The organism is Cellulomonas aerilata (assembly GCF_007991755.1).
Lineage (GTDB): Bacteria > Actinomycetota > Actinomycetes > Actinomycetales > Cellulomonadaceae > Pengzhenrongella > Pengzhenrongella aerilata.
Genome location: NZ_BJYY01000017.1, coordinates 1 through 17,883, shown reverse-complemented (window position 1 = coordinate 17,883; position 17,883 = coordinate 1). Strand labels below are relative to the sequence as shown.

Genomic DNA, 17,883 nt, shown 5'->3' with positions numbered 1-17,883 from the left:
CGCCCCGGCGTCCGGCCCTACGGTGTCGGGCATGACGAGGGACGGGCTCCGCTTCGGGATCGTGCTGCTGCCGCAGGACCGCTGGGCCCAGGCCCGGGCGAGGTGGCAGCGCGCCGAGGAGTACGGCTTCGACCACGCCTGGACCTACGACCACCTCGCCTGGCGCACGCTCGTGGACGAGCCCTGGTTCGCGACCGTCCCGCTGCTGGCCGCCGCGGCCACCGCGACGGAGCGCATCCGGCTCGGGACGTGGGTCGCCAGCCCCAACTTCCGTCACCCCGTGCCGTTCGCCAAGGACGTCATGGGGCTGGACGACATCAGCGGCGGTCGGCTGCTGCTCGGCCTGGGAGCGGGCGGGACCGGGTGGGACGCCACCGTGCTGGGCCCGCCGCCCGCCCCGGCCGAGCGGACCCGGCGGTTCGCCGAGTTCACCGAGCTGATGGACCGGCTGCTCACCCAGCCGGTGACCCACCACGCCGGCGAGTTCTACACCGCGGACGGCGCCCGGACGATCCCCGGCTGCGTGCAGCGGCCCCGCGTGCCCTTCGTGCTGGCCGCCAACGGGCCGCGGGCGATGCGTCTGGCCGCCCGCCACGGTCAGGCGTGGGTCACGTTCGGGCCCAACCTGCCGGCCGAGGCGACGGCGGAGCTCTCCCCTGCCGCGGCGCAGGAGCTGTGGTGGCAGGGGCTGGCGGCGATGGTCGAGCAGTTCGGCGTCCAGGCGCGCGCCGAGGGGCGGGACCCGGCGTCCGTCGAGCGGCACCTGAGCCTGGACGGTGCGCCGGTGTTCTCGCTGACGTCGTGGGACGTGCTGCAGGAGGGCGTCGAACGGGCCGCCTCGCTGGGGTTCACCGACGTCGTCGTGCACTGGCCCCGCGCCGAGGGCGTCTACGCGGGCAGCGAGACGGTGCTCGACCGCCTGGCCGGCGAGCTGGACCGGCTCCGTGCGACGGCGCGCTGACGCCGCCTGACGGGCGACGGTGCGCCGTCGCCCGTCAGGCCGAGGTCCGGGCCCGGGTGCGGGCCTCCCACGCCGACGCGGCCATCTCGCGCAGCGTGTAGCGCATCTGCCACTCCAGGTCGCGCGTCGCCAGCTCGCCGGAGGCGACGATCCGGTCCGGGTCGCCGGCGCGCCGCGGTCCGACCTCCGGCTCGAACGCGATGCCGGTGACGTCAGCCATCGTCTCCATGATCTGCCGGACCGACGCGCCCTGGCCGCTGCCCAGGTTGTAGACGTGCTCCAGCGGGCGTCCGTCGGTCAGCGCCCGGGCCGCGGCGACGTGCGAGTGGGCCAGGTCGGCGACGTGCACGTAGTCGCGCACGCACGTGCCGTCCGGCGTGGCGTAGTCCGTCCCGTTGATGCGCGGCGTCCGTCCGGCCAGCAGCGCCTCGATGACCAGCGGGAAGAGGTTGTGCGGGCTCGTGTCGTAGAGCTCGGGGGAGCCGGACCCGACCACGTTGAAGTAGCGCAGCGAGGTGTGCCGCAAGCCCGTGGCGACCCCCTGGTCGCGCAGCAGCCACTCGCCGACGAGCTTGCTCTCCCCGTACGGGGACTCGGGCGCGGTGGGCGTGTCCTCCGTGACGAGGTCCGTGCGGGGCGTGCCGTACGTGGCCGCGCTGGAGGAGAAGACGATCGCCGGCACGCCGGTGTCGGCCATGGCCTCGAGCAGGCTCGCGGTGCCGGTGACGTTCTGCGCGTAGGTGTGCAGCGGACGCTGGACGCTCACGCCGGCGTACTTGAACCCGGCGAGGTGCACGACGCCGGTGACCTCGTGCTCGGCCAGCACCTGCCGCAGCAGCGGGGTGTCGAGGATCGAGCCCCGCACCAGCGGGACGCCGGCGGGCACGAACTCCTCGTGCCCGCTGGACAGGTCGTCCAGCACGACGGTCCGCAGGCCGACGTCGCCGAAGGCCTTCACGACGTGCGAGCCGATGTACCCGGCGCCGCCGGTCACCATCCAGGTCATGGGTCCGACCCTACCGACCCCTACCGACGCGGTGCCGGGCCGGTCGCGCCGGGGCCGGCCACCCGGCGGTCGACGGCGCCGGCGTGGGACGCTCGGTGCGACGCCACGTCGAGATGCTCAGTATGCTGAGTATTCGCTCGAGAGAGGACACCCCCGTGCCCCGAGGTGCCCGTGCGACGGTCTCCACGGACCGCGTCGCACCCGTGCGCAGCGCGCCCGGCGACGTGTCCCCGGTCGACCGGCGCGCGACGGACGACGGCGCCGTGCCCGCGCCCGGGCGTGCCACCCCTCCTCGCGAGGCCCGGCCGGGGCGTGACCTGGCGGCCGAGGTCGGCGCCGGGCTGGACCGCACGGCACGGGTGCTCGCGGCGCACCTGGCCGGCGAGAGCGCCGACGGCCGCCGCCTGCACCCGGCGTTCGGCACCCTCTGGGCCGGCCTGTCCGACCAGGTCGGCGGCAAGCTCCTGCGTCCCCGGCTCACCCTGGCCGCCTACCTCGGCCTGGGCGGACGCGACGTCGACGGCGCAGCGCACGTGGCCGCCGCCCAGGAGCTCGTCCACACCGCGATGGTCGTGCACGACGACCTCCTCGACCACGACGAGGTGCGACGCGGCCGGCCGACCCTGACCGGCACCTACCGCGCCCGGCTCAGCGGCGACGGCGTCGTCGGCCGCGTCGCGGAGGACCAGGTGCTCGCCGCCGGGCTGCTCGGCGGGGACCTCGCCCTGGTCACCGCGTTCGGGCTGGTCGCGCGTGCGCCGCTGCCCGCCGACGTGCGCGTGCGGGTGGTGGACCTGCTCGTGCGCGGGGTGACCACGTCCGTGGGCGGTGAGCTGCTCGACGTCACCGCCGGGCTGCGTCCGCCGACCGACGTCGACGCCCTGCTCATCGCCGAGCTCAAGACCGCCGCGTACACGTGCGCGGTGCCCCTGCGCGCCGGTGCGGTGCTGGCGGGCGCGGACGAGCGGACGGTGGCCGCGCTCGACCGCTTCGGCACGGTGCTCGGGACCGCCTTCCAGCTCGTCGACGACGACCTCGGCGTGTTCGGGGACCCCGCCCGCACCGGCAAGTCCGCCCTGTCGGACCTGCGCGCCGGCAAGCGCACCGAGCTGTTGCGGCTGAGCTACCTGCGCGCGGACGACGCCGGACGCGCGGTCCTGGACGACGTCGTCGGCGACCCCGAGCTCGACGACGCCGGCGCGGCGCGGGTGCGCGAGGTGATGGTCGCGTGCGGCGCCCGGGGCGAGCTCGCCGGTGCCGCCGCCCGGGCGGCCGAGGCTGCGCGCCGGGTCGCGCTCGAGGACCTGCCCGCCGACCTGGCGACGTACCTGTGCGACCTCGTGGACGAGATGGCCGGGAGGCAGCACTGATGGCGGCGACCACCGGGGCCCGGCTCTACGACCTCACCGCGGCACGTGCGAGCCGTGCGGTGCTGCAGGGCTACTCCACCTCCTTCGGCCTCGGCACGCGGCTGCTCGGCCCCCGGGCACGGACGGACATCGAGGCGGTGTACGCCCTGGTGCGGATCGCCGACGAGATCGTCGACACCCGGGGCGGCGACGACGCCGGGCCGATGCTCGACGAGCTCGAGCAGCAGGTGGCGCGGGCCCTGACGTCCGGCTGGTCGACGAACCTCGTCGTCCACGCGTTCGCCCGCACCGCCCGCCGGGTGGGGATCGGCCCGGCGGAGATCGACCCGTTCTTCGCCTCGATGCGGATGGACCTCACCGTCCGCGTGCACGACCAGGAGTCCTACGAGCGGTACGTGCACGGGTCGGCGGAGGTCGTCGGGCTGATGTGCCTGGCGGTGTTCCTCAACGCCGACCGGCGGCCGGGGGAGCCGGTCCGCCGGGCCCCGGCGGACGTGGCCGACGGCGCGCGGGCGCTGGGGGCGGCCTTCCAGAAGGTCAACTTCCTGCGCGACCTCGGCGAGGACCACGACGGCCTGGGCCGCAGCTACTTCCCCGGTGTCACCCCGCAGGACCTGGACCAGCCCACCCTCGACCGCCTGCTGGCCGAGATCGACGGCGACGTCGCCCGCGCCCGGGCGGCCATGCCGGGGCTGCCGCGCCGGGCCCGGGTCGCCGTCGGCGCGACCCTCGGGCTCTACGACCGGCTCGCCGCCGAGCTGGCCGTCACGCCGCCGGCGGAGCTCCTGGCCCGGCGCGTCCGGGTGGGCACGCCCGCCAAGGTCGCCGTGCTCGCGCGCTCCGTGCTCACCGAGGCGCGCGGGCGACCCGCCCCGCTGCCGGCCGGCGAGCGGACGCCGCCGCCCGCTCGCCCCACCACGCGGGTCCGGGCGTGAGCGGGGACGGGCCGGGGCTGGTCGGCGCGCGCGTCGTCGTGGTCGGCGGCGGCATCGGCGGGCTCGCGACCGCGGCGCTGCTCGCGCGCGGCGGCGCCCAGGTCACCCTGCTCGAGCGGCACGACCGGGTCGGCGGTCGGGCCGGGCTGCTCGAGATCGACGGCTTCCGGTTCGACACGGGGCCGTCCTGGTACTTCATGCCCGAGGTGTTCGCGCACTTCTTCGCCCTCCTCGGCGAGCGCATCGAGGACCACCTCGACCTCGTGCGGCTCGACCCGTCGTACCGCGTGTTCTTCGAGTCGCCGGACGGCTCGGCGCCGGACGTGCTCGACGTGGGCGCCGACCCCGCGGCGAACTGGGCCGCGTTCGACCGGCTCGAGCCAGGGGCCGGGGAGCGGATGCGTGAGTACGCGGCGCAGTCCAGCGAGGCGTACCGGATGGCGCTCGACCACTTCCTCTACACCACCTTCGCGCGACCCGACCGGGCCGTCTCCGGGGAGGTGCTGCGCCGCGGCGCCACCCTCGCGGGCCTGCTCACGCGCACCCTCGCCGACCGGGTCGAGCGGACGGTGGCCGACCCGCGGCTGCGCCAGGTCCTCGGCTACCACGCCGTCTTCCTCGGGTCCTCGCCGTACCGCGTGCCCGCGCTGTACTCGCTGATGAGCCACCTCGACCTCGTCGACGGCGTCCGCTTCCCGCGCGGCGGCATGTACACGGTGATCGAGGCGATCGAGCGGCTGGCCCGCAAGCACGGCGTCGACATCCGCACCGGCGCCGAGGTCGTGGCCGTCGAGGTGGAGCCGGCCGGCCGCTCGCGGCGGCACCCCCGGCGCACGGGTCGTGCGCGCGGCGTGCGGCTGAGCACCGGTGAGGTCATCACCGCGGACGTCGTCGTCTCCGGCGCCGACCGGCACCACACCGAGACGGTGCTGCTGCCCCCAGAGCACTCCGGGGACGCGGCGGCGGCCTGGGAGCGGCGGGGGCCGGGGATCTCGGCGCTGCTGGTGCTCGCCGGGGTCCGGGGGCCGCTGCCCGAGCTGGCCCACCACTCGCTGTTCTTCACGCGCGACTGGCCGGGCAACTTCCGCGACGTCCTGGGGGACGACACCGCCAGCACGGTGGCCTCGCTGCGGGTGCCCGAGGTCGCCTCCATGTACGTCTCGCGGACCAGCGCGACCGACCCGGGGTCCGCGCCGCCCGGGCACGAGAACGTCTTCGTGCTCGTCCCGTTCCCGGCCGACCCCGCGCTGGGCGCCCCGGACGACCGCGCCGCGCTCGAGGCCCACGCGGACCGCTACCTCGACCAGGCCGGTGCCTGGGCCGGCATCCCGGACCTGCGCGCGCGTGTGGTGACCCGCCGGGTCGTGGGTCCGGCGGACTTCGCGGCCGACCTCTCCGCCTGGCGCGGGACCGCGCTGGGGATGGAGCACACCCTGCGGCAGAGCGCGATGTTCCGGCCCGGTCACGTGGACCCGCGCGTGCCGAACCTCCTGCACGTCGGCGGTGGCACGATCCCCGGTGTGGGACTGCCGATGTGCCTGATCAGCGCCGAGCTCGTCGCCAAGCGGCTGCTCGGCGACACGTCCGCGCGCCGGCTGCCCGCGCCGCTGCGCCGGGGGTTCCTGGCGGCGGCGCGCCGACCCGAGCGGTGGGCGGCCGGCGCCGGCGCCACCCCCTCGGTCGACCGGTGACGGGGCTCGCCTACCTCGGTGCGCTCGCGGTCGCGCTGGGCGGCCTCGCCACGCTCGACCGGCGTTACCGCCTGGCCCTCTGGGACGACGCGCGGCGGGCCGCGGTGTGCGTGGGCTGCGGGGTCGTCCTCTTCCTGCTCTGGGACGTCGCCGGGCTCGCGCTGGGGATCTTCGCGCGTGGGGAGAGCCCGCACATGACCGGGCTGCTGATCGCACCGGACCTGCCGGTCGAGGAGGTCGTCTTCCTCACCCTGCTGAGCTACAACGCGCTGCTCGCGTGGCGCGGGTTCGACCGGCTCGCCCGGTGGCACGCGGACCGGCCCGACCGGGCGGTGCGGCGGTGACGAACGCCGTGCTCAACGTGTCGGTCCTGCTCGTGCTGGGCGCCGTCGTCGCGCCCGTGCTGCGCCGGCTGCGGCCGCTCCCGCTGGCGTGCGGTGCGCTGCTCCTGGTCGCGCTCACCGTGGTGTTCGACACCCTGATGATCGCCGCGGACCTGTACGTCTTCGACCCCGACCGGATTCTCGGGGTCTACGTCTGGGGCGCCCCGGTCGAGGACTTCGCGTACGCCCTGGCGGCGTCGGCGCTCATGCCCGCGCTGTGGACGTGGCTGGGCGCACGCCGCCGGCCGGTCCGACGCGGTGGGCCCGGCCGTCGGTCCGGCGCGCCCGTCGCCGACGGCGCCGAGCCCGGCGCCCAGCCCGGTGCCGTCCCTGGTGGCGACCCCACCGCCGACCGGGCGCGCCGCGGTGAGGAGGCATGAGGGAGGTCCTGGCGGCGTCCCGCCCGTTCTCCTGGATCAACACGGCCTACCCGTTCGCGGCGGGCTACCTGCTCGCGACCGGGGCGCGGGTCGACGTCGCGCTCGTCGTCGGCACGCTGTACTTCCTCGGCCCGTACAACCTGCTGATGTACGGGATCAACGACGTGTTCGACTACGAGTCCGACCTGCGCAACCCGCGCAAGGGCGGCATCGAGGGCGCGCTCGCGGACCCCGCCGTCGCCCGGACCGTGCACCGCCGGATCCTCGTCGCGTGCGCGGTGACCAACGTGCCGGTCCTGGTGTGGCTGCTGCTGCTCGGGGACGGCGCCGCCGCTGCCACGCTCGCCGTCGTCGTCTCTCTGGTCGTGGCGTACTCCGCGCCCCGGCTGCGCTTCAAGGAGCGCCCGGTCGTCGACTCGGTGACGTCGGCCATGCACTTCGTCGGGCCGCTGCTGTACGCGCTCGTGCTCACCGGCACGGACCTGGGCGAGCGGACCGCGTGGCCCGTGCTGCTCGCCTTCGTCGCGTGGGGCATGGCGTCGCACGCGTTCGGCGCGGTGCAGGACGTGCGCGCGGACCGCGAAGGCGGTCTCGCCTCCGTCGCCACCGTGCTCGGGGCGCACCGGACCGTGGTCGGTTCGACGGTCGCCTACGTCCTGGCCGCGGTGCTGCTCCTGGCGGTGCCGTGGCCGGGGTCGGCCGCCGCGCTGCTGCCGCTGCTGTACGCGGTCAACGCCGCCCGCTTCTGGTCCGTGCGCGACGCGGACTGCGAGCGGGCGCACGCGGGCTGGCGGGTCTTCCTCGTCCTCAACCTCGTCACCGGCGGCGCTGTGAGCATGCTGCTCATCGCCGTCGCCCGGCTCGCCTGACCGCCGCCCGGCTCGGCTGACCGTCGCCCGGCTCGGCTGACCGCCGCCCGGCTCGGCTGACCGCCGGCGCCACGCGGCCCGGACGCAGCGGTGCCCGGCAGCCGTGGGCTGCCGGGCACCGGTGGTCGTGCAGAGCCGCGATCAGACGCGGCGGCGGTTCCCCAGGACGCGCGCCGCGATGCTGACGCCGATGACCGCGAGGACGATCTGGATGATGAGCTCGATCCAGTCGATGCCGGGCGTGTCCGCGCCGGAGTTCTGGATGGCGTTCCAGATCGCGGTGCCGAGCAGGGCGGCGATGATCCCGACGATGATCGTGACCACGATGGAGATGTTCTGCTTGCCGGGAGCGAAGAGCCGGCCGAGCAAGCCGATGATCGCGCCGATGATGATGGCGGTGATGATCCCCGTGACGGTCATGGAAGTCCCTCTCGTAGAATGCGGGGCCGGTTTTGACCTCTCGCACGGAAGATAGACCGCACGACTGCGGCCCGCACGTCGAGATGTCCGGGCGGTCGTCGATGTCGCCCGATCGTGGATCGCGGCGTGGCGCGCACGACTCGCCGTCCGGACCTCGACCTGGGGTCGAAGTCTGCCGGCCGCGGGACCTGCGGGAGGCCTCTACCGGTCGCCGCGCGCGGGCCTAGCCTGACGGGATGCGGAGCGCAGCCGAGGGCACCGGGACGGCCGACGTCGTCGCGCCGCTGCTGATCGTGGCGGGCGCCGTCGTGGCGGCGTTCGTGGTCGCGGCGATCGTCTCGGCCGTGGTCCGGTCGGCCGCACGCCGGTCCTCCCTCGCCCTCGACGTGCTCAAGCGGGCCCGGCGACCGCTGCGGGCGTCCCTCGTGGTGGTGGCGGTCTGGATCGCGCTGCGTGCGACCACCGAGCCGGTCGGGTGGCGTGACGCCGCGGACCACGCGCTGGTCATCGGGCTCATCGTGTCGATCGCGTGGCTGGTGGGCGCGCTGGCCTTCGTCGCGGAGGACGCCGCGCTGGCCCGGTACCGCATCGACGTCCCCGACAACCGGCACGCACGCCGGATCCGCACGCAGATCACCGTGCTGCGGCGGGTCACCGTCGCCGTGCTCGCGCTGTGCGCCCTGGCCGCCGTCCTGATGACGTTCCCCGCGGCGCGCGCCGCCGGGACCAGCTTGTTCGCGTCGGCCGGCGTGCTGTCCGTCGTCGCCGGCCTCGCGGCCCAGAGCACCCTGGCGAATGTGTTCGCCGGGCTGCAGCTCGCCTTCACCGACGCGATCCGGGTCGACGACGTCGCTGTCGTCGAGGGGGAGTGGGGCCGGATCGAGGAGATCACGATGACCTACATCGTGGTGCACCTGTGGGACGACCGGCGGCTCCTCCTGCCCTCGACGTACTTCACGACGACCCCGTTCCAGAACTGGACGCGGCGCCAGGCCGATCTGCTCGGCACCGTCGAGCTGGACCTGGACTGGTCCGTGCCGGTCGACGAGATGCGCCAGACGCTGACCGCGCTGCTGGAGGCGTCGGACCTGTGGGACGGCCGGGTCGGGGTCCTGCAGGTCACCGAGGCGACCGGCGGCTACGTGCGGGTCCGCGCGCTGGCCAGCGCCCGGGACGCCCCGACGCTGTTCGACCTGCGCTGCTACGTCCGCGAGGAGCTCGTCGACTGGCTGCAGCGCACCCGGCCGGGTGCCCTCCCACGCGCCCGCGTCGAGGGGTCCCTGGTCGAGGCCGACGGGGCGGGCGCGCCGCCACGCCTGCCCGCCGCCAGGCCGGCGCGCGGCAGTGGCACCGCCCCCCTGGCGCCGGCGTCGGCCGACGACGGCGTGCTGGGGGCGCACATGCCGGTCACCCTCGAGGTCACCGCGGTGCGCCCGGCCGAGGACGACGAGGACGACCTCGCCGACCTGCGGGCCATCGACGGCGCGACCGTGCCCGTCCGACGGTCGGCGCGCGACGCGGTCCGGGGTGACCCCGCCGACGTCGGCGAGCGGACCGCCCGGATCGGCGGGACCGACGACGCCCGGCTGTTCACCGGCACGATGGACGCGGTCGAGCGCGCGCAGCGCTTCGCCGGTCCGGGGCGCGAGGTCATCCAGGAGCGCAAGCGCACCGCGGGACGGGACGACCCCCCGGCGCTGGACCCGGTCGTGGACGGCGAGCGGCGCGACCGGCGCCGCGACGTGCCGCGCGAGGACGGCGACGGCGTCTGAGGCGTCGCGCCCGCGGAGGCCTCGCCGTGCGTGCGGACCACCCCGCCGGTCGGTGGCGCGCCGGGCGCGGACCTAGAGCAGGCGCACCTCGAGGAACGCCAGCTTGTTGTTGACCGCGCCGCTCGCGCTGGTCACGGTGAGCCGGCCGTCGCGGACGGTGACCTCGGCGGTCCCCTCGACCCACCGCTGCGCCGACGTCGGCGTGCCCGCGACCACGAGCACCGACTCGGCCGCGATCCGGTAGACCGAGTCGAACGTGGTCGGCTCCCCGGCGACGAGCCGCACCCGGTACGTGCCGGCCGGCAGCGCGAGCTCCCAGCGCACGCCCGGCGGGGCGCCGCGCTGCACGTGGATGAAGGTGTCGTAGCGCTGGTCGGGGGAGGTGGGCGCGTCGCGGTCACGCGCCCCGGCGGACATGTCGGCGCTCCAGCCGAAGCTCAGCCCCGACGCCCGCCGCCCGAACACCGCCCCGGTGTCCGGGGACAGACCGACGGGCACCGGGCGCCCGGCCGGCTGCATGTTGACGGCGTACTCGGGGCGCAGCCGGTCGGTCGGGACGATCTCGGACGGCTGCGACGCGCTCGACCACCGCAGCTGCACCGAGGCCGAGCCGGTCGCCTCGAAGTACTCGAGGACGATGGGCGCGGGTACGCCGGCGAGCAGCGCGACCGTCCCGCTGTCCACACGCGCGCTGTGCCGGTTCCACTGGTCGATGACGAGCCGGTCGCCGACCCACAGCCGCACGCCGTCGTCGGACGTGGTCGAGAACGTGTACCGCTGGCTGTGCCGGGGCAGGACGGTCCCGCTCCACCGGATCGAGAAGGTGTCCGGGCCGATGGCCGGGTCGGGGGAGCCCGTGTGCCAGGTGCCGTCGACCGTGCGGTCGAGACGCGTGACCGAGGAGCCGGTCAGGTCGGCGGTGTCGAAGATCTCGGCCTGCAGGCCGCGCAGCGACAGGGCCGCGGTCAGGGTCACGGGGGACGGCCCGGCGGGGACGGGCGTGGTCCACGTGCGCGTCGGCGACGTCACGCCGTCCGACCAGCGGTCGAACCCCAGGGCGCGACCGCCGGCGTCGGTCTGCGCCGGGACGCCCAGCCTGAGCGGGAACCCGGCCCAGGACGTGACCGTGGTCGGCCCGGAGATCGTCCGGCCGTCGACGGTGAGCGTCCGTCCGGCCGGCGCGGTGGCCAGCCTGACCTCGACGGTGCGGGGCAGGAAGTCCCGCACGACGGTGGTGGACACGCCTCCGAGGTCGGTCGCGGTGAGGGTGATCCGCAGGTGGCTGCTCGCCGCGGCGGCCAGGTCCTCCGGGCCGGGTCCGGTGAGCGGGACGTCGTTGCCGGTCACCGGGCCCAGGAACGGGTGCGTGTGCGACCCGTGCACCCGCACGACCGTCCAGGTGAGCCGGGACGCGGGCAGCGTCCCGTCCTGGGCGTCGGTCGCCGTCCCGGCGAGGCGGTACGGAGCGCCGACGGTGAACGTGGCGCCGGCTGCGGGGGACGTGATGGTCACCGTGGGCGCGGTGTTGCCCGAGCTCACCCGGACGGTCGCGGGGGCCGAGACCGAGCCGGCGGGGTCGCGCACGCGCAGGGTGGCCGTCCACGTCCCGGCCCGGTAGGTGTGCGAGACGGTGGCCGACGTCGTGGTCACGTCGGCGGTGCCGTCGCCGAAGCTCCACAGGTAGGTCAGCGCGCCGCCGTCGGGGTCGCTGCTGCCGGACCCGCTCAGGGTCGTGAACAGCGGTGCCGGCCCGCTGGCCGGGGCGGCGGACACGACGGCGGTCGGGGGCCGGTTCGCGGTGCCCGTCGGGGCGATCTGCCGCACCTGGCCGCCGTCCGCCATGGTCGTGTAGTACAGGGCCTGCCCGGAGGCGGCGGGGCCGAACTCGAGATGGACGACGCCGCCGACGCCGGTGGCGACGTCGGTCCGGGCCCCGCCGCGCAGCATCATGATCCGGCCGCAGACGTAGTCGGCGAACAGGTACCCGCCCTCGTACGCCGCGGGCCAGGCGCCGTCGGGCACGAACGCGCCCCCGGTGATCGAGCCGCAGCCGTCCCCGCGCCCGTAGTCGTAGAGCGGGTCGGTCATGCCGGCGGGCGTCGCGGGTCCGCAGGAGGTCGCCGAGCCGGTCTGCGCGCAGCGGCCCTCACGGACGTTCCAGCCGTAGTCGGCCCCGCGCACGCCGCGGTTGATCTCCTCGCGCACGTTCTGGCCGACGTCGTTGACGTAGAAGTCGGTGCCCGCCGCGTCGGGGTCGAAGGCGAACCGGAACGGGTTGCGCAGGCCCCACGCGAAGGTCTCGCGGCACACCGTGCCGGGGGCGCCCGGTGCCAGCCGGCAGCTCACCGTGCCCGCACCGGTGAACGGGTTGTCGGCCGGGGCGGCGCCGGTCCGGCGGTCGACGCGCAGGACCTTGCCGCCGAGCACGTGGCGGTCGCGGGCCGCGTCGTTGAGCCCGCCGCAGCCGCTGTCGCCGCGGTGGTCGCAGGCGCCGTCGCCCGTGGTGACGTACAGGTACCCGTCCTTGCCGACGTGCACGTCGCCGGCGTTGTGGTTGCCCGACGGGGTGGCGATGCCGTCCAGCAGGACCGTCTCGCCGGCGGGGTCGACGGTGTGGTCGTCCCGGAGCACGAAGCGCGAGACCCGGTTCGTCGGGGCGCCCGCAGGGGTGCCGCCGGTGGTGCGTGCCGGGCACGCGGCGTCCGTCCCGCGCGCGGTGTAGAAGAGGTAGACGGCGCGGGTCGCCGGGTCGGGGTCGGTGGCCACGCCCAGCAGCCCCCGCTCGCCGTTCGCGCAGACCCGACCGGACAGGTCCAGGGCCGGCGCGGCGAGCAGCGTGCCCGACGCCGTCCGCACCCGCAGCCGTCCGCCCTGCTCCGTGACCAGCATGCGACCGTCGGGCATGAACGCGATCGCCGTCGGGGCGCGGACGGCGGCGACGAGAGTGTCGCCGAACCCGGGCGGCACGGTCGCCGCCCGCGCCGGTGACGAGGCGACGACGCCCAGGCCCGCCGACAGCAGCGCGAGCACGACGACGAGCACGAGCCGGCGGGCGCTGCCCGACGTGTGGACCATGGCGACCCGCCCCTCGACGCTGCGCGTGCGGACCCCGACGACGATCCTCCACAGCGGGCCGACACGCCAGGAGGACGTCGTCGAACCGGCGCACGGCGCGGGCCGGGCGCACGGCGGCGTGACGGTGGACCACAGGGTGCTCGGTGGGCCCCGTGGGGCTCGAACCCACAACCGACGGATTAAAAGTCCGCAGCTCTACCGATTGAGCTAGAGGCCCGGGGGCAGCGGGCCGGGGTCCGGGACCCGGTGGAGCGCCACGGCTCCCGGCGGCCCGCGACCGCCCGACCACAGGCTACGCGGGCGCGCGGGTCGCCGGGCGCGGACGGGCACAGCACCGGGTCCCGCCCGCCTGGCGCGCGGCGCCGAGGTGCCTTAGCGTGGGCGGTCCGGACGCTCGAAAACGTTATCGACCGTTTGTCGAGCGAGCAAAGACGCTCCACGGAAGGCACTCGCGCATGCGCACAGCACCGCTGCACACCCGCCCCCTCACCCGCCTCGTCCTCGGGCTCACGGCCGTCCCGCTGCTGGTCGGCTCCGCCGTCCTGCCGGCCTCGGCAGCTCCCGCGCTCAAGGACAACCGACCGCCTGGCGCCGAGCGGATCGTCAACACCGAGACGCTCCGGTGGAACGCGCCCCGCGACTTCCACATCGGCACCGCCGTCGCCGGTGGGGGCCACCACGTCGACCAGCCGTACCCGGACCCCTTCTTCAACGACGAGGAGTACCGGTACGTCCTGGCCAAGGAGTTCAACTCGCTGTCGCCGGAGAACCAGGCGAAGTGGGAGTTCATCCACCCCGAGCAGGACGTCTACAACTTCGAGGCGATGGACGCCATCGCCAAGTTCGCCAAGCGCAACCGCCAGGAGGTGCGCGGGCACACGCTGTTCTGGCACAGCCAGAACCCGGCGTGGCTGGAGCAGGGCAACTTCTCCAAGGAGGAGCTGCGGGCGATCCTCAAGGACCACATCCAGACCGTCGTCGGCCGCTACAAGGGCCAGGTCTACCAGTGGGACGTCGCCAACGAGATCTTCACCGACGGCCCCAACCCCGTGCTGCGGACCGGACCGACCGCCCAGGGCGGCAACATCTGGCTGCGTGAGCTCGGCCCGGAGATCATCGCCGACGCGTTCCGCTGGGCGCACGAGGCCGACCCCGAGGCGACGCTGATGTTCAACGACTACGGCGTCGAGAACATCAACCCCAAGAGCACGGCGTACTACAACCTCATCCAGGAGCTGCTGGCGCAGGGCGTCCCGGTGGACGGCTTCGCCATCCAGGGTCACCTGAGCACCCGCTTCGGCTTCCCGGGCGGCCTGCAGGAGAACCTGCAGCGCTTCAGCGACCTCGGGCTGGAGACGGCGATCACGGAGATCGACGTCCGCATGGACGTGCCCGTCGGCCAGCAGCCGACGGCCGAGCAGGAGACCCGCCAGGCGAGCGACTACGACCGTGCGCTCGAGGCGTGCCTGGCGGTGGAGGGCTGCAACTCCTTCACCGTGTGGGGCGCGACGGACAAGTACTCCTGGGTGCCGGTGTTCTTCTCCGGGGAGGGCTTCGCGACCGTCATGACGGACGACTTCGACCGCAAGCCGGCCTACTTCCAGATGCGCGACAGCCTCGCGCAGGCGAAGCAGGACCGTCGCTGACCTCGACCCGTCGATCCCGAGCGGCTGCGACCGGACGTCGGTCGCAGCCGCTCGGCATGTCCGGGCCGGGTCGGGCCGCGCTGCGCGTGGCTGCGGGCCCGGTTGCCGACCGGCCGGTCGCGGCCGAGCCTCGAGGGACGGACCCGCCCGGAGAGGAACGCCCCATGGCCCAGCACGAGGCAGCCGGGCCCGCCGGCGCAGGCCCGGGTCGCCTGACGAGCCGGCCAGGCCCGGCGCGGACACCGTCGCCGCCTCCCCGCTCGACGACGGAGGGGCTGGTCCGGCTGCCGCTCCCCAGCCGGCAGCCGCCGCTGCTGCTCGTCCCGGGCGCGGCCGAGGGGCCGCGCCCGCTCGTCGTCTTCTTCCACGGCGCCGGTGGCCACGGCCAGGGGTCGCTCGGGTCCGTCGAGGCGGTGGCGGCCGAGCGCGGCCTGCTGGTGCTGCTCCCGACGTCGGCCGGAGCCACCTGGGACCTGGTCACCGGTCCTCCGGGGCAGGATGTCGCCGCCCTGGACCTCGCACTGGCCGAGGTGTTCTCCGCGTACGACGTCGACCGGGTCGCCTTCGCGGGGTTCTCCGACGGCGGCTCGTACGCGCTGTCCATCGGGCTCGCGAACGGCGACCTCGGCGAGGCGGTGCTCGCGTTCTCGCCCGGCTTCGCCGCGCCGCCGTCGCAGGTCGGTGCGCCACGGGTCTTCGTCGCGCACGGTGACGCGGACGCCGTGCTGCCGGTCGCCCGGTGCGGCAGGCGGGTGGCCCGCACCCTGGACGGAGCCGGCTACGACGTGCGCTACGAGGAGTTCGCCGGCGGGCACGTGGTCCCACCGAGGCTGGTCGACGCCGCCGTCGACTGGTGGCTGGCGGACGCGGGCGGTTGACGCGCCCCGACCGCTCGCTAGCGTCGCGGACATGGGGCACGGGCACCACCACGGCACCGCGGCCGGTCGGCACCGGCGGCGGCTCGTCGTCGTGCTCGCGGTCACGGTGTCGGTCGTCGTGCTGCAGGTCGTCGGCGGCCTGCTCTCCGGCTCGCTGGCCCTGCTCGCCGACGCGGGCCACCTCCTCACCGACGCCACGGGCATCGGCATCGCGCTCGGGGCGACCGCCCTGGCGGCACGCCCACCCACCAAGGCCCGGACGTACGGCCTGCAGCGCGCGGAGGTGCTCGCGGCGCTCGCCAACGCGCTGCTGCTCGGCGCGCTCGCGGTCTGGGTCGTCGTCGAGGCGGTGCGGCGCTGGGGCGATCCCCCTCCGGTCAGCGCCGGGCTCATGCTGGTCGTGGCGAGCGTCGGCGGGGTGGCCAACCTGGTCTGCCTCCTGGTGCTCCGGGACGCGCAGCGGGAGAGCCTGAACGTCCGCGGCGCCTACCTGGAGGTCCTGGGGGACCTGCTCGGGTCCGCCGCCGTCGTCGTCGCGGGCGTCGTCGTCGCCACCACCGGGTACACCCGGGCCGACGCGGTCGCGTCCGTGCTCATCGGGGTGCTCGTCCTGCCTCGCGCATGGGCGCTGCTGCGCACGGTCGTCGACGTGCTGCTCGAGGCGACGCCGCGGGACGTCGACCTGGACGACGTGCGCGCGCACATGCTCGGGGTCCACGGGGTCGTCGACGTGCACGACCTGCACGCGTGGACGATCACCAGCGGGGTGCCGGCGCTGTCGGCGCACGTGGTGGTGGACGACGAGTGCATCGCGACCGGCCGCTCGGGGCAGGTGCTGGACGCGCTGGGGAGGTGCCTGGCCGGCCACTTCGACCTGGAGCACTGCACGTTCCAGCTCGAGCCGGTCGGCCACCGCGTGCACGAGCTCAGCCAGCACGACTGACGGCCGCTGCTGACAGCCCGGTGGGCGCTGCGGGACGTGGCCGCGGGCGGCAGGCGACCCGGCCGAGCGGGGGCTTCCGGCAGGCGGCGAGGGTACCGATGTCGACATCGTTCTCGGCACGAGGGCCCCGATCGTGTACAGACGTCACCCGGTCGGCTTACGGTGTGCCACCCGCACCACCTGGATCCATCGCAAAGGGGCGATCGATGACACGGTCACGTCCGCATCGGACGGTCTGGGGAACAGGTCTCCTGTCCCTGGCCATGGCAGGGGGGCTGGCGTCGACGGCGTCCGGCGCCGTGCCGACCGCAGTGCCCACGGCCGCCGGTGACCCGGTCACCGTGGTGAGCAACGACTTCGAGGACGGCAGCTGGGCGCCGTGGCAGGCCAGCGGTGGCCCGTCCCTGTCGGTGGTGGAGGTGGACGGCGACAAGGCGCTCCTGGTGAGCGATCGCGCCACGGACTTCGACGGCATCCAGACGCCGCCCGGCACCCTCGAGCCGGGAGGCCGGTACACCTTCTCGATGCAGGCGCGCCTCGCCGCGGGCACCGCCGGCTCGGCGGCCGTGCGCTTCGTCGTGACCCCGCCCGGATTCACCTGGGTGGGCAACACCGAGGGCGTCACCGCCGACGCGTGGTCGACGGTCGAGGGGACCTTCACGGTCCCGTCGGACGCACCTGCGGGAGAGGTGAAGGCCTACATCGGGACCGCCGACCTCGGCGCCCCCTACAGCTACCTCGTCGACGACCTCCTGATCACCCGCGCGCCGGCGCAGGAGCCGACCCCGCCCGACGTCGAGGTGGTCCCGGGTGGTGCGGTGGACCCGACGGCGGAGCCGTTGGCGGCGGCGCGGGGGACGGGGGACGTGGCGGCGCTGACGTTCGACGACGGCCCGAACCCGGGGGAGACGGACGCGCTGCTGGACTTCCTGGCGGAGAAGGACCTGACGGCGGTGTTCTGCGTGATCGGGCAGAACATCACCGCCCCGGGTGGGGCGGAGCTGTTGCGGCGGATCGTGGCCGAGGGTCACACGCTGTGCAACCACACGACGAGCTACGCCGACATGGGCAGCTGGACGCCGGAGCAGGTGCGGGCGGACCTGGTGGCGAACCTGGCGATCATCCGTGAGGCGCTGGGCGACCCGGACCACCCGGTGCCGTACTTCCGGGCGCCGAACGGCAGCTGGGGTCAGACCGGTCCGGTCGCGGCGTCGTTGGGGATGCAGCCGCTGGGGCTGGGCAACATCATCTTCGACTGGGACGGCAACGACCTGTCCGAGGAGACGCTGACCACGAAGCTGCGGGCGGCGTTCGTGCCGGGTGCGGTCGTGCTGGTGCACGACGGAGGTGGCAACCGGGAGAACGGGATCAAGGCGGTCCGCACGGTCGTCACCGAGAAGCTGGCCGAGGGGTGGACGTTCACCCTGCCGCAGGGCGGCGCGGCCGAGGAGCCTGACGTCGAGGTGGTCCCGGGTGGTGCGGTGGACCCGACGGCGGAGCCGTTGGCGGCGGCGCGGGGGACGGGGGACGTGGCGGCGCTGACGTTCGACGACG

15 protein-coding genes and 1 tRNA gene are annotated in these 17,883 nt (G+C 75.1%); 12 read left to right on the top strand and 4 right to left on the bottom strand.

The window, feature by feature from the left end:
• The first annotated feature begins 31 nt into the window (after positions 1-31).
• A complete protein-coding gene (locus CAE01nite_RS13800) occupies positions 32-961 on the top strand; it encodes an LLM class flavin-dependent oxidoreductase (RefSeq protein ID WP_146905710.1) in 930 nt (309 codons plus the stop codon).
• A 34-nt stretch (positions 962-995) separates the two neighbouring features.
• On the opposite strand, the gene galE is transcribed toward CAE01nite_RS13800, so the two are convergent.
• On the bottom strand, positions 996-1,967 hold the full coding sequence (gene galE / locus CAE01nite_RS13795) for a UDP-glucose 4-epimerase GalE (protein WP_146905707.1): 972 nt from the start codon (positions 1,965-1,967) through the stop codon (positions 996-998).
• A 155-nt stretch (positions 1,968-2,122) separates the two neighbouring features.
• Here galE and CAE01nite_RS13790 point away from each other — a divergent pair, with 155 nt between their 5' ends.
• Genes CAE01nite_RS13790 through CAE01nite_RS13765 form a run of 6 tightly spaced genes read left to right on the top strand, consistent with a single transcriptional unit; the run spans position 2,123 to position 7,595 of the window.
• Complete coding sequence (locus CAE01nite_RS13790) at positions 2,123-3,337, top strand: polyprenyl synthetase family protein (RefSeq protein ID WP_146905704.1); 1,215 nt, start codon at positions 2,123-2,125, stop codon at positions 3,335-3,337.
• On the top strand, positions 3,337-4,272 hold the full coding sequence (locus tag CAE01nite_RS13785; protein WP_146905701.1) for a phytoene/squalene synthase family protein: 936 nt from the start codon (positions 3,337-3,339) through the stop codon (positions 4,270-4,272). The genes CAE01nite_RS13790 and CAE01nite_RS13785 overlap by 1 nt, the downstream gene beginning before the upstream one ends.
• The gene (crtI, locus tag CAE01nite_RS13780) at positions 4,269-5,963 is read left to right on the top strand and encodes a phytoene desaturase family protein (protein WP_146905698.1); all 1,695 of its coding nucleotides are present in this window, start codon (positions 4,269-4,271) and stop codon (positions 5,961-5,963) included. Before CAE01nite_RS13785 ends, crtI begins: the two co-directional genes overlap by 4 nt.
• Positions 5,960-6,307: a lycopene cyclase domain-containing protein gene (locus tag CAE01nite_RS13775; RefSeq protein WP_146905695.1), complete on the top strand. Its 348-nt coding sequence runs from the start codon at positions 5,960-5,962 to the stop codon at positions 6,305-6,307. Before crtI ends, CAE01nite_RS13775 begins: the two co-directional genes overlap by 4 nt.
• Complete coding sequence (locus CAE01nite_RS13770) at positions 6,304-6,726, top strand: lycopene cyclase domain-containing protein (protein ID WP_246131217.1); 423 nt, start codon at positions 6,304-6,306, stop codon at positions 6,724-6,726. Before CAE01nite_RS13775 ends, CAE01nite_RS13770 begins: the two co-directional genes overlap by 4 nt.
• Positions 6,723-7,595, top strand: a complete 873-nt coding sequence (locus CAE01nite_RS13765) for a prenyltransferase (protein ID WP_146905693.1) — start codon at positions 6,723-6,725, stop codon at positions 7,593-7,595. Before CAE01nite_RS13770 ends, CAE01nite_RS13765 begins: the two co-directional genes overlap by 4 nt.
• 141 nt (positions 7,596-7,736) lie before the next feature.
• On the opposite strand, the gene CAE01nite_RS13760 is transcribed toward CAE01nite_RS13765, so the two are convergent.
• Positions 7,737-8,015: a GlsB/YeaQ/YmgE family stress response membrane protein gene (locus CAE01nite_RS13760; RefSeq protein WP_146905690.1), complete on the bottom strand. Its 279-nt coding sequence runs from the start codon at positions 8,013-8,015 to the stop codon at positions 7,737-7,739.
• A 236-nt stretch (positions 8,016-8,251) separates the two neighbouring features.
• On the opposite strand from CAE01nite_RS13760, the gene CAE01nite_RS13755 reads away from it, so the two are divergent.
• A complete protein-coding gene (locus tag CAE01nite_RS13755; protein WP_146905687.1) occupies positions 8,252-9,787 on the top strand; it encodes a mechanosensitive ion channel family protein in 1,536 nt (511 codons plus the stop codon).
• Positions 9,788-9,859: 72 nt separating this feature from the next.
• On the opposite strand, the gene CAE01nite_RS13750 is transcribed toward CAE01nite_RS13755, so the two are convergent.
• Positions 9,860-12,862: a PQQ-dependent sugar dehydrogenase gene (locus CAE01nite_RS13750; protein WP_146905684.1), complete on the bottom strand. Its 3,003-nt coding sequence runs from the start codon at positions 12,860-12,862 to the stop codon at positions 9,860-9,862.
• A gap of 144 nt (positions 12,863-13,006) precedes the next feature.
• A tRNA-Lys gene (locus CAE01nite_RS13745) sits at positions 13,007-13,079 on the bottom strand.
• 238 nt (positions 13,080-13,317) lie between these two features.
• Between CAE01nite_RS13745 and CAE01nite_RS13740 the strand changes: the two genes are divergently transcribed.
• The 4 genes from CAE01nite_RS13740 to CAE01nite_RS18830 form a co-directional block, all read left to right on the top strand.
• On the top strand, positions 13,318-14,508 hold the full coding sequence (locus CAE01nite_RS13740) for an endo-1,4-beta-xylanase (protein ID WP_146905681.1): 1,191 nt from the start codon (positions 13,318-13,320) through the stop codon (positions 14,506-14,508).
• Between the two features lie 164 nt (positions 14,509-14,672).
• Positions 14,673-15,386: an alpha/beta hydrolase gene (locus CAE01nite_RS13735; protein ID WP_146905678.1), complete on the top strand. Its 714-nt coding sequence runs from the start codon at positions 14,673-14,675 to the stop codon at positions 15,384-15,386.
• Positions 15,387-15,417: 31 nt separating this feature from the next.
• Entirely contained in the window at positions 15,418-16,329 is a 912-nt protein-coding gene (locus CAE01nite_RS13730; RefSeq protein ID WP_146905675.1) for a cation diffusion facilitator family transporter, read from the top strand.
• Between the two features lie 263 nt (positions 16,330-16,592).
• Positions 16,593-17,883, top strand: a 1,291-nt coding sequence (locus CAE01nite_RS18830; RefSeq protein WP_222595933.1) for a polysaccharide deacetylase family protein, incomplete at its 3' end; no start/stop codon positions are given.

Excerpts from the sequence above, each read along its gene's own strand:
- CAE01nite_RS13800 (WP_146905710.1), top strand. The coding sequence starts at position 32 with ATGACGAGGGACGGGCTCCGCTTCGGGATCGTGCTGCTGCCGCAGGAC.
- galE (WP_146905707.1), bottom strand. The coding sequence starts at position 1,967 with ATGACCTGGATGGTGACCGGCGGCGCCGGGTACATCGGCTCGCACGTC.
- CAE01nite_RS13785 (WP_146905701.1), top strand. The coding sequence starts at position 3,337 with ATGGCGGCGACCACCGGGGCCCGGCTCTACGACCTCACCGCGGCACGT.
- CAE01nite_RS13765 (WP_146905693.1), top strand. The coding sequence starts at position 6,723 with ATGAGGGAGGTCCTGGCGGCGTCCCGCCCGTTCTCCTGGATCAACACG.
- CAE01nite_RS13760 (WP_146905690.1), bottom strand. The coding sequence starts at position 8,015 with ATGACCGTCACGGGGATCATCACCGCCATCATCATCGGCGCGATCATC.
- CAE01nite_RS13755 (WP_146905687.1), top strand. The coding sequence starts at position 8,252 with ATGCGGAGCGCAGCCGAGGGCACCGGGACGGCCGACGTCGTCGCGCCG.
- CAE01nite_RS13750 (WP_146905684.1), bottom strand. The coding sequence starts at position 12,862 with ATGGTCCACACGTCGGGCAGCGCCCGCCGGCTCGTGCTCGTCGTCGTG.
- CAE01nite_RS13740 (WP_146905681.1), top strand. The coding sequence starts at position 13,318 with ATGCGCACAGCACCGCTGCACACCCGCCCCCTCACCCGCCTCGTCCTC.
- CAE01nite_RS13735 (WP_146905678.1), top strand. The coding sequence starts at position 14,673 with ATGGCCCAGCACGAGGCAGCCGGGCCCGCCGGCGCAGGCCCGGGTCGC.
- CAE01nite_RS13730 (WP_146905675.1), top strand. The coding sequence starts at position 15,418 with ATGGGGCACGGGCACCACCACGGCACCGCGGCCGGTCGGCACCGGCGG.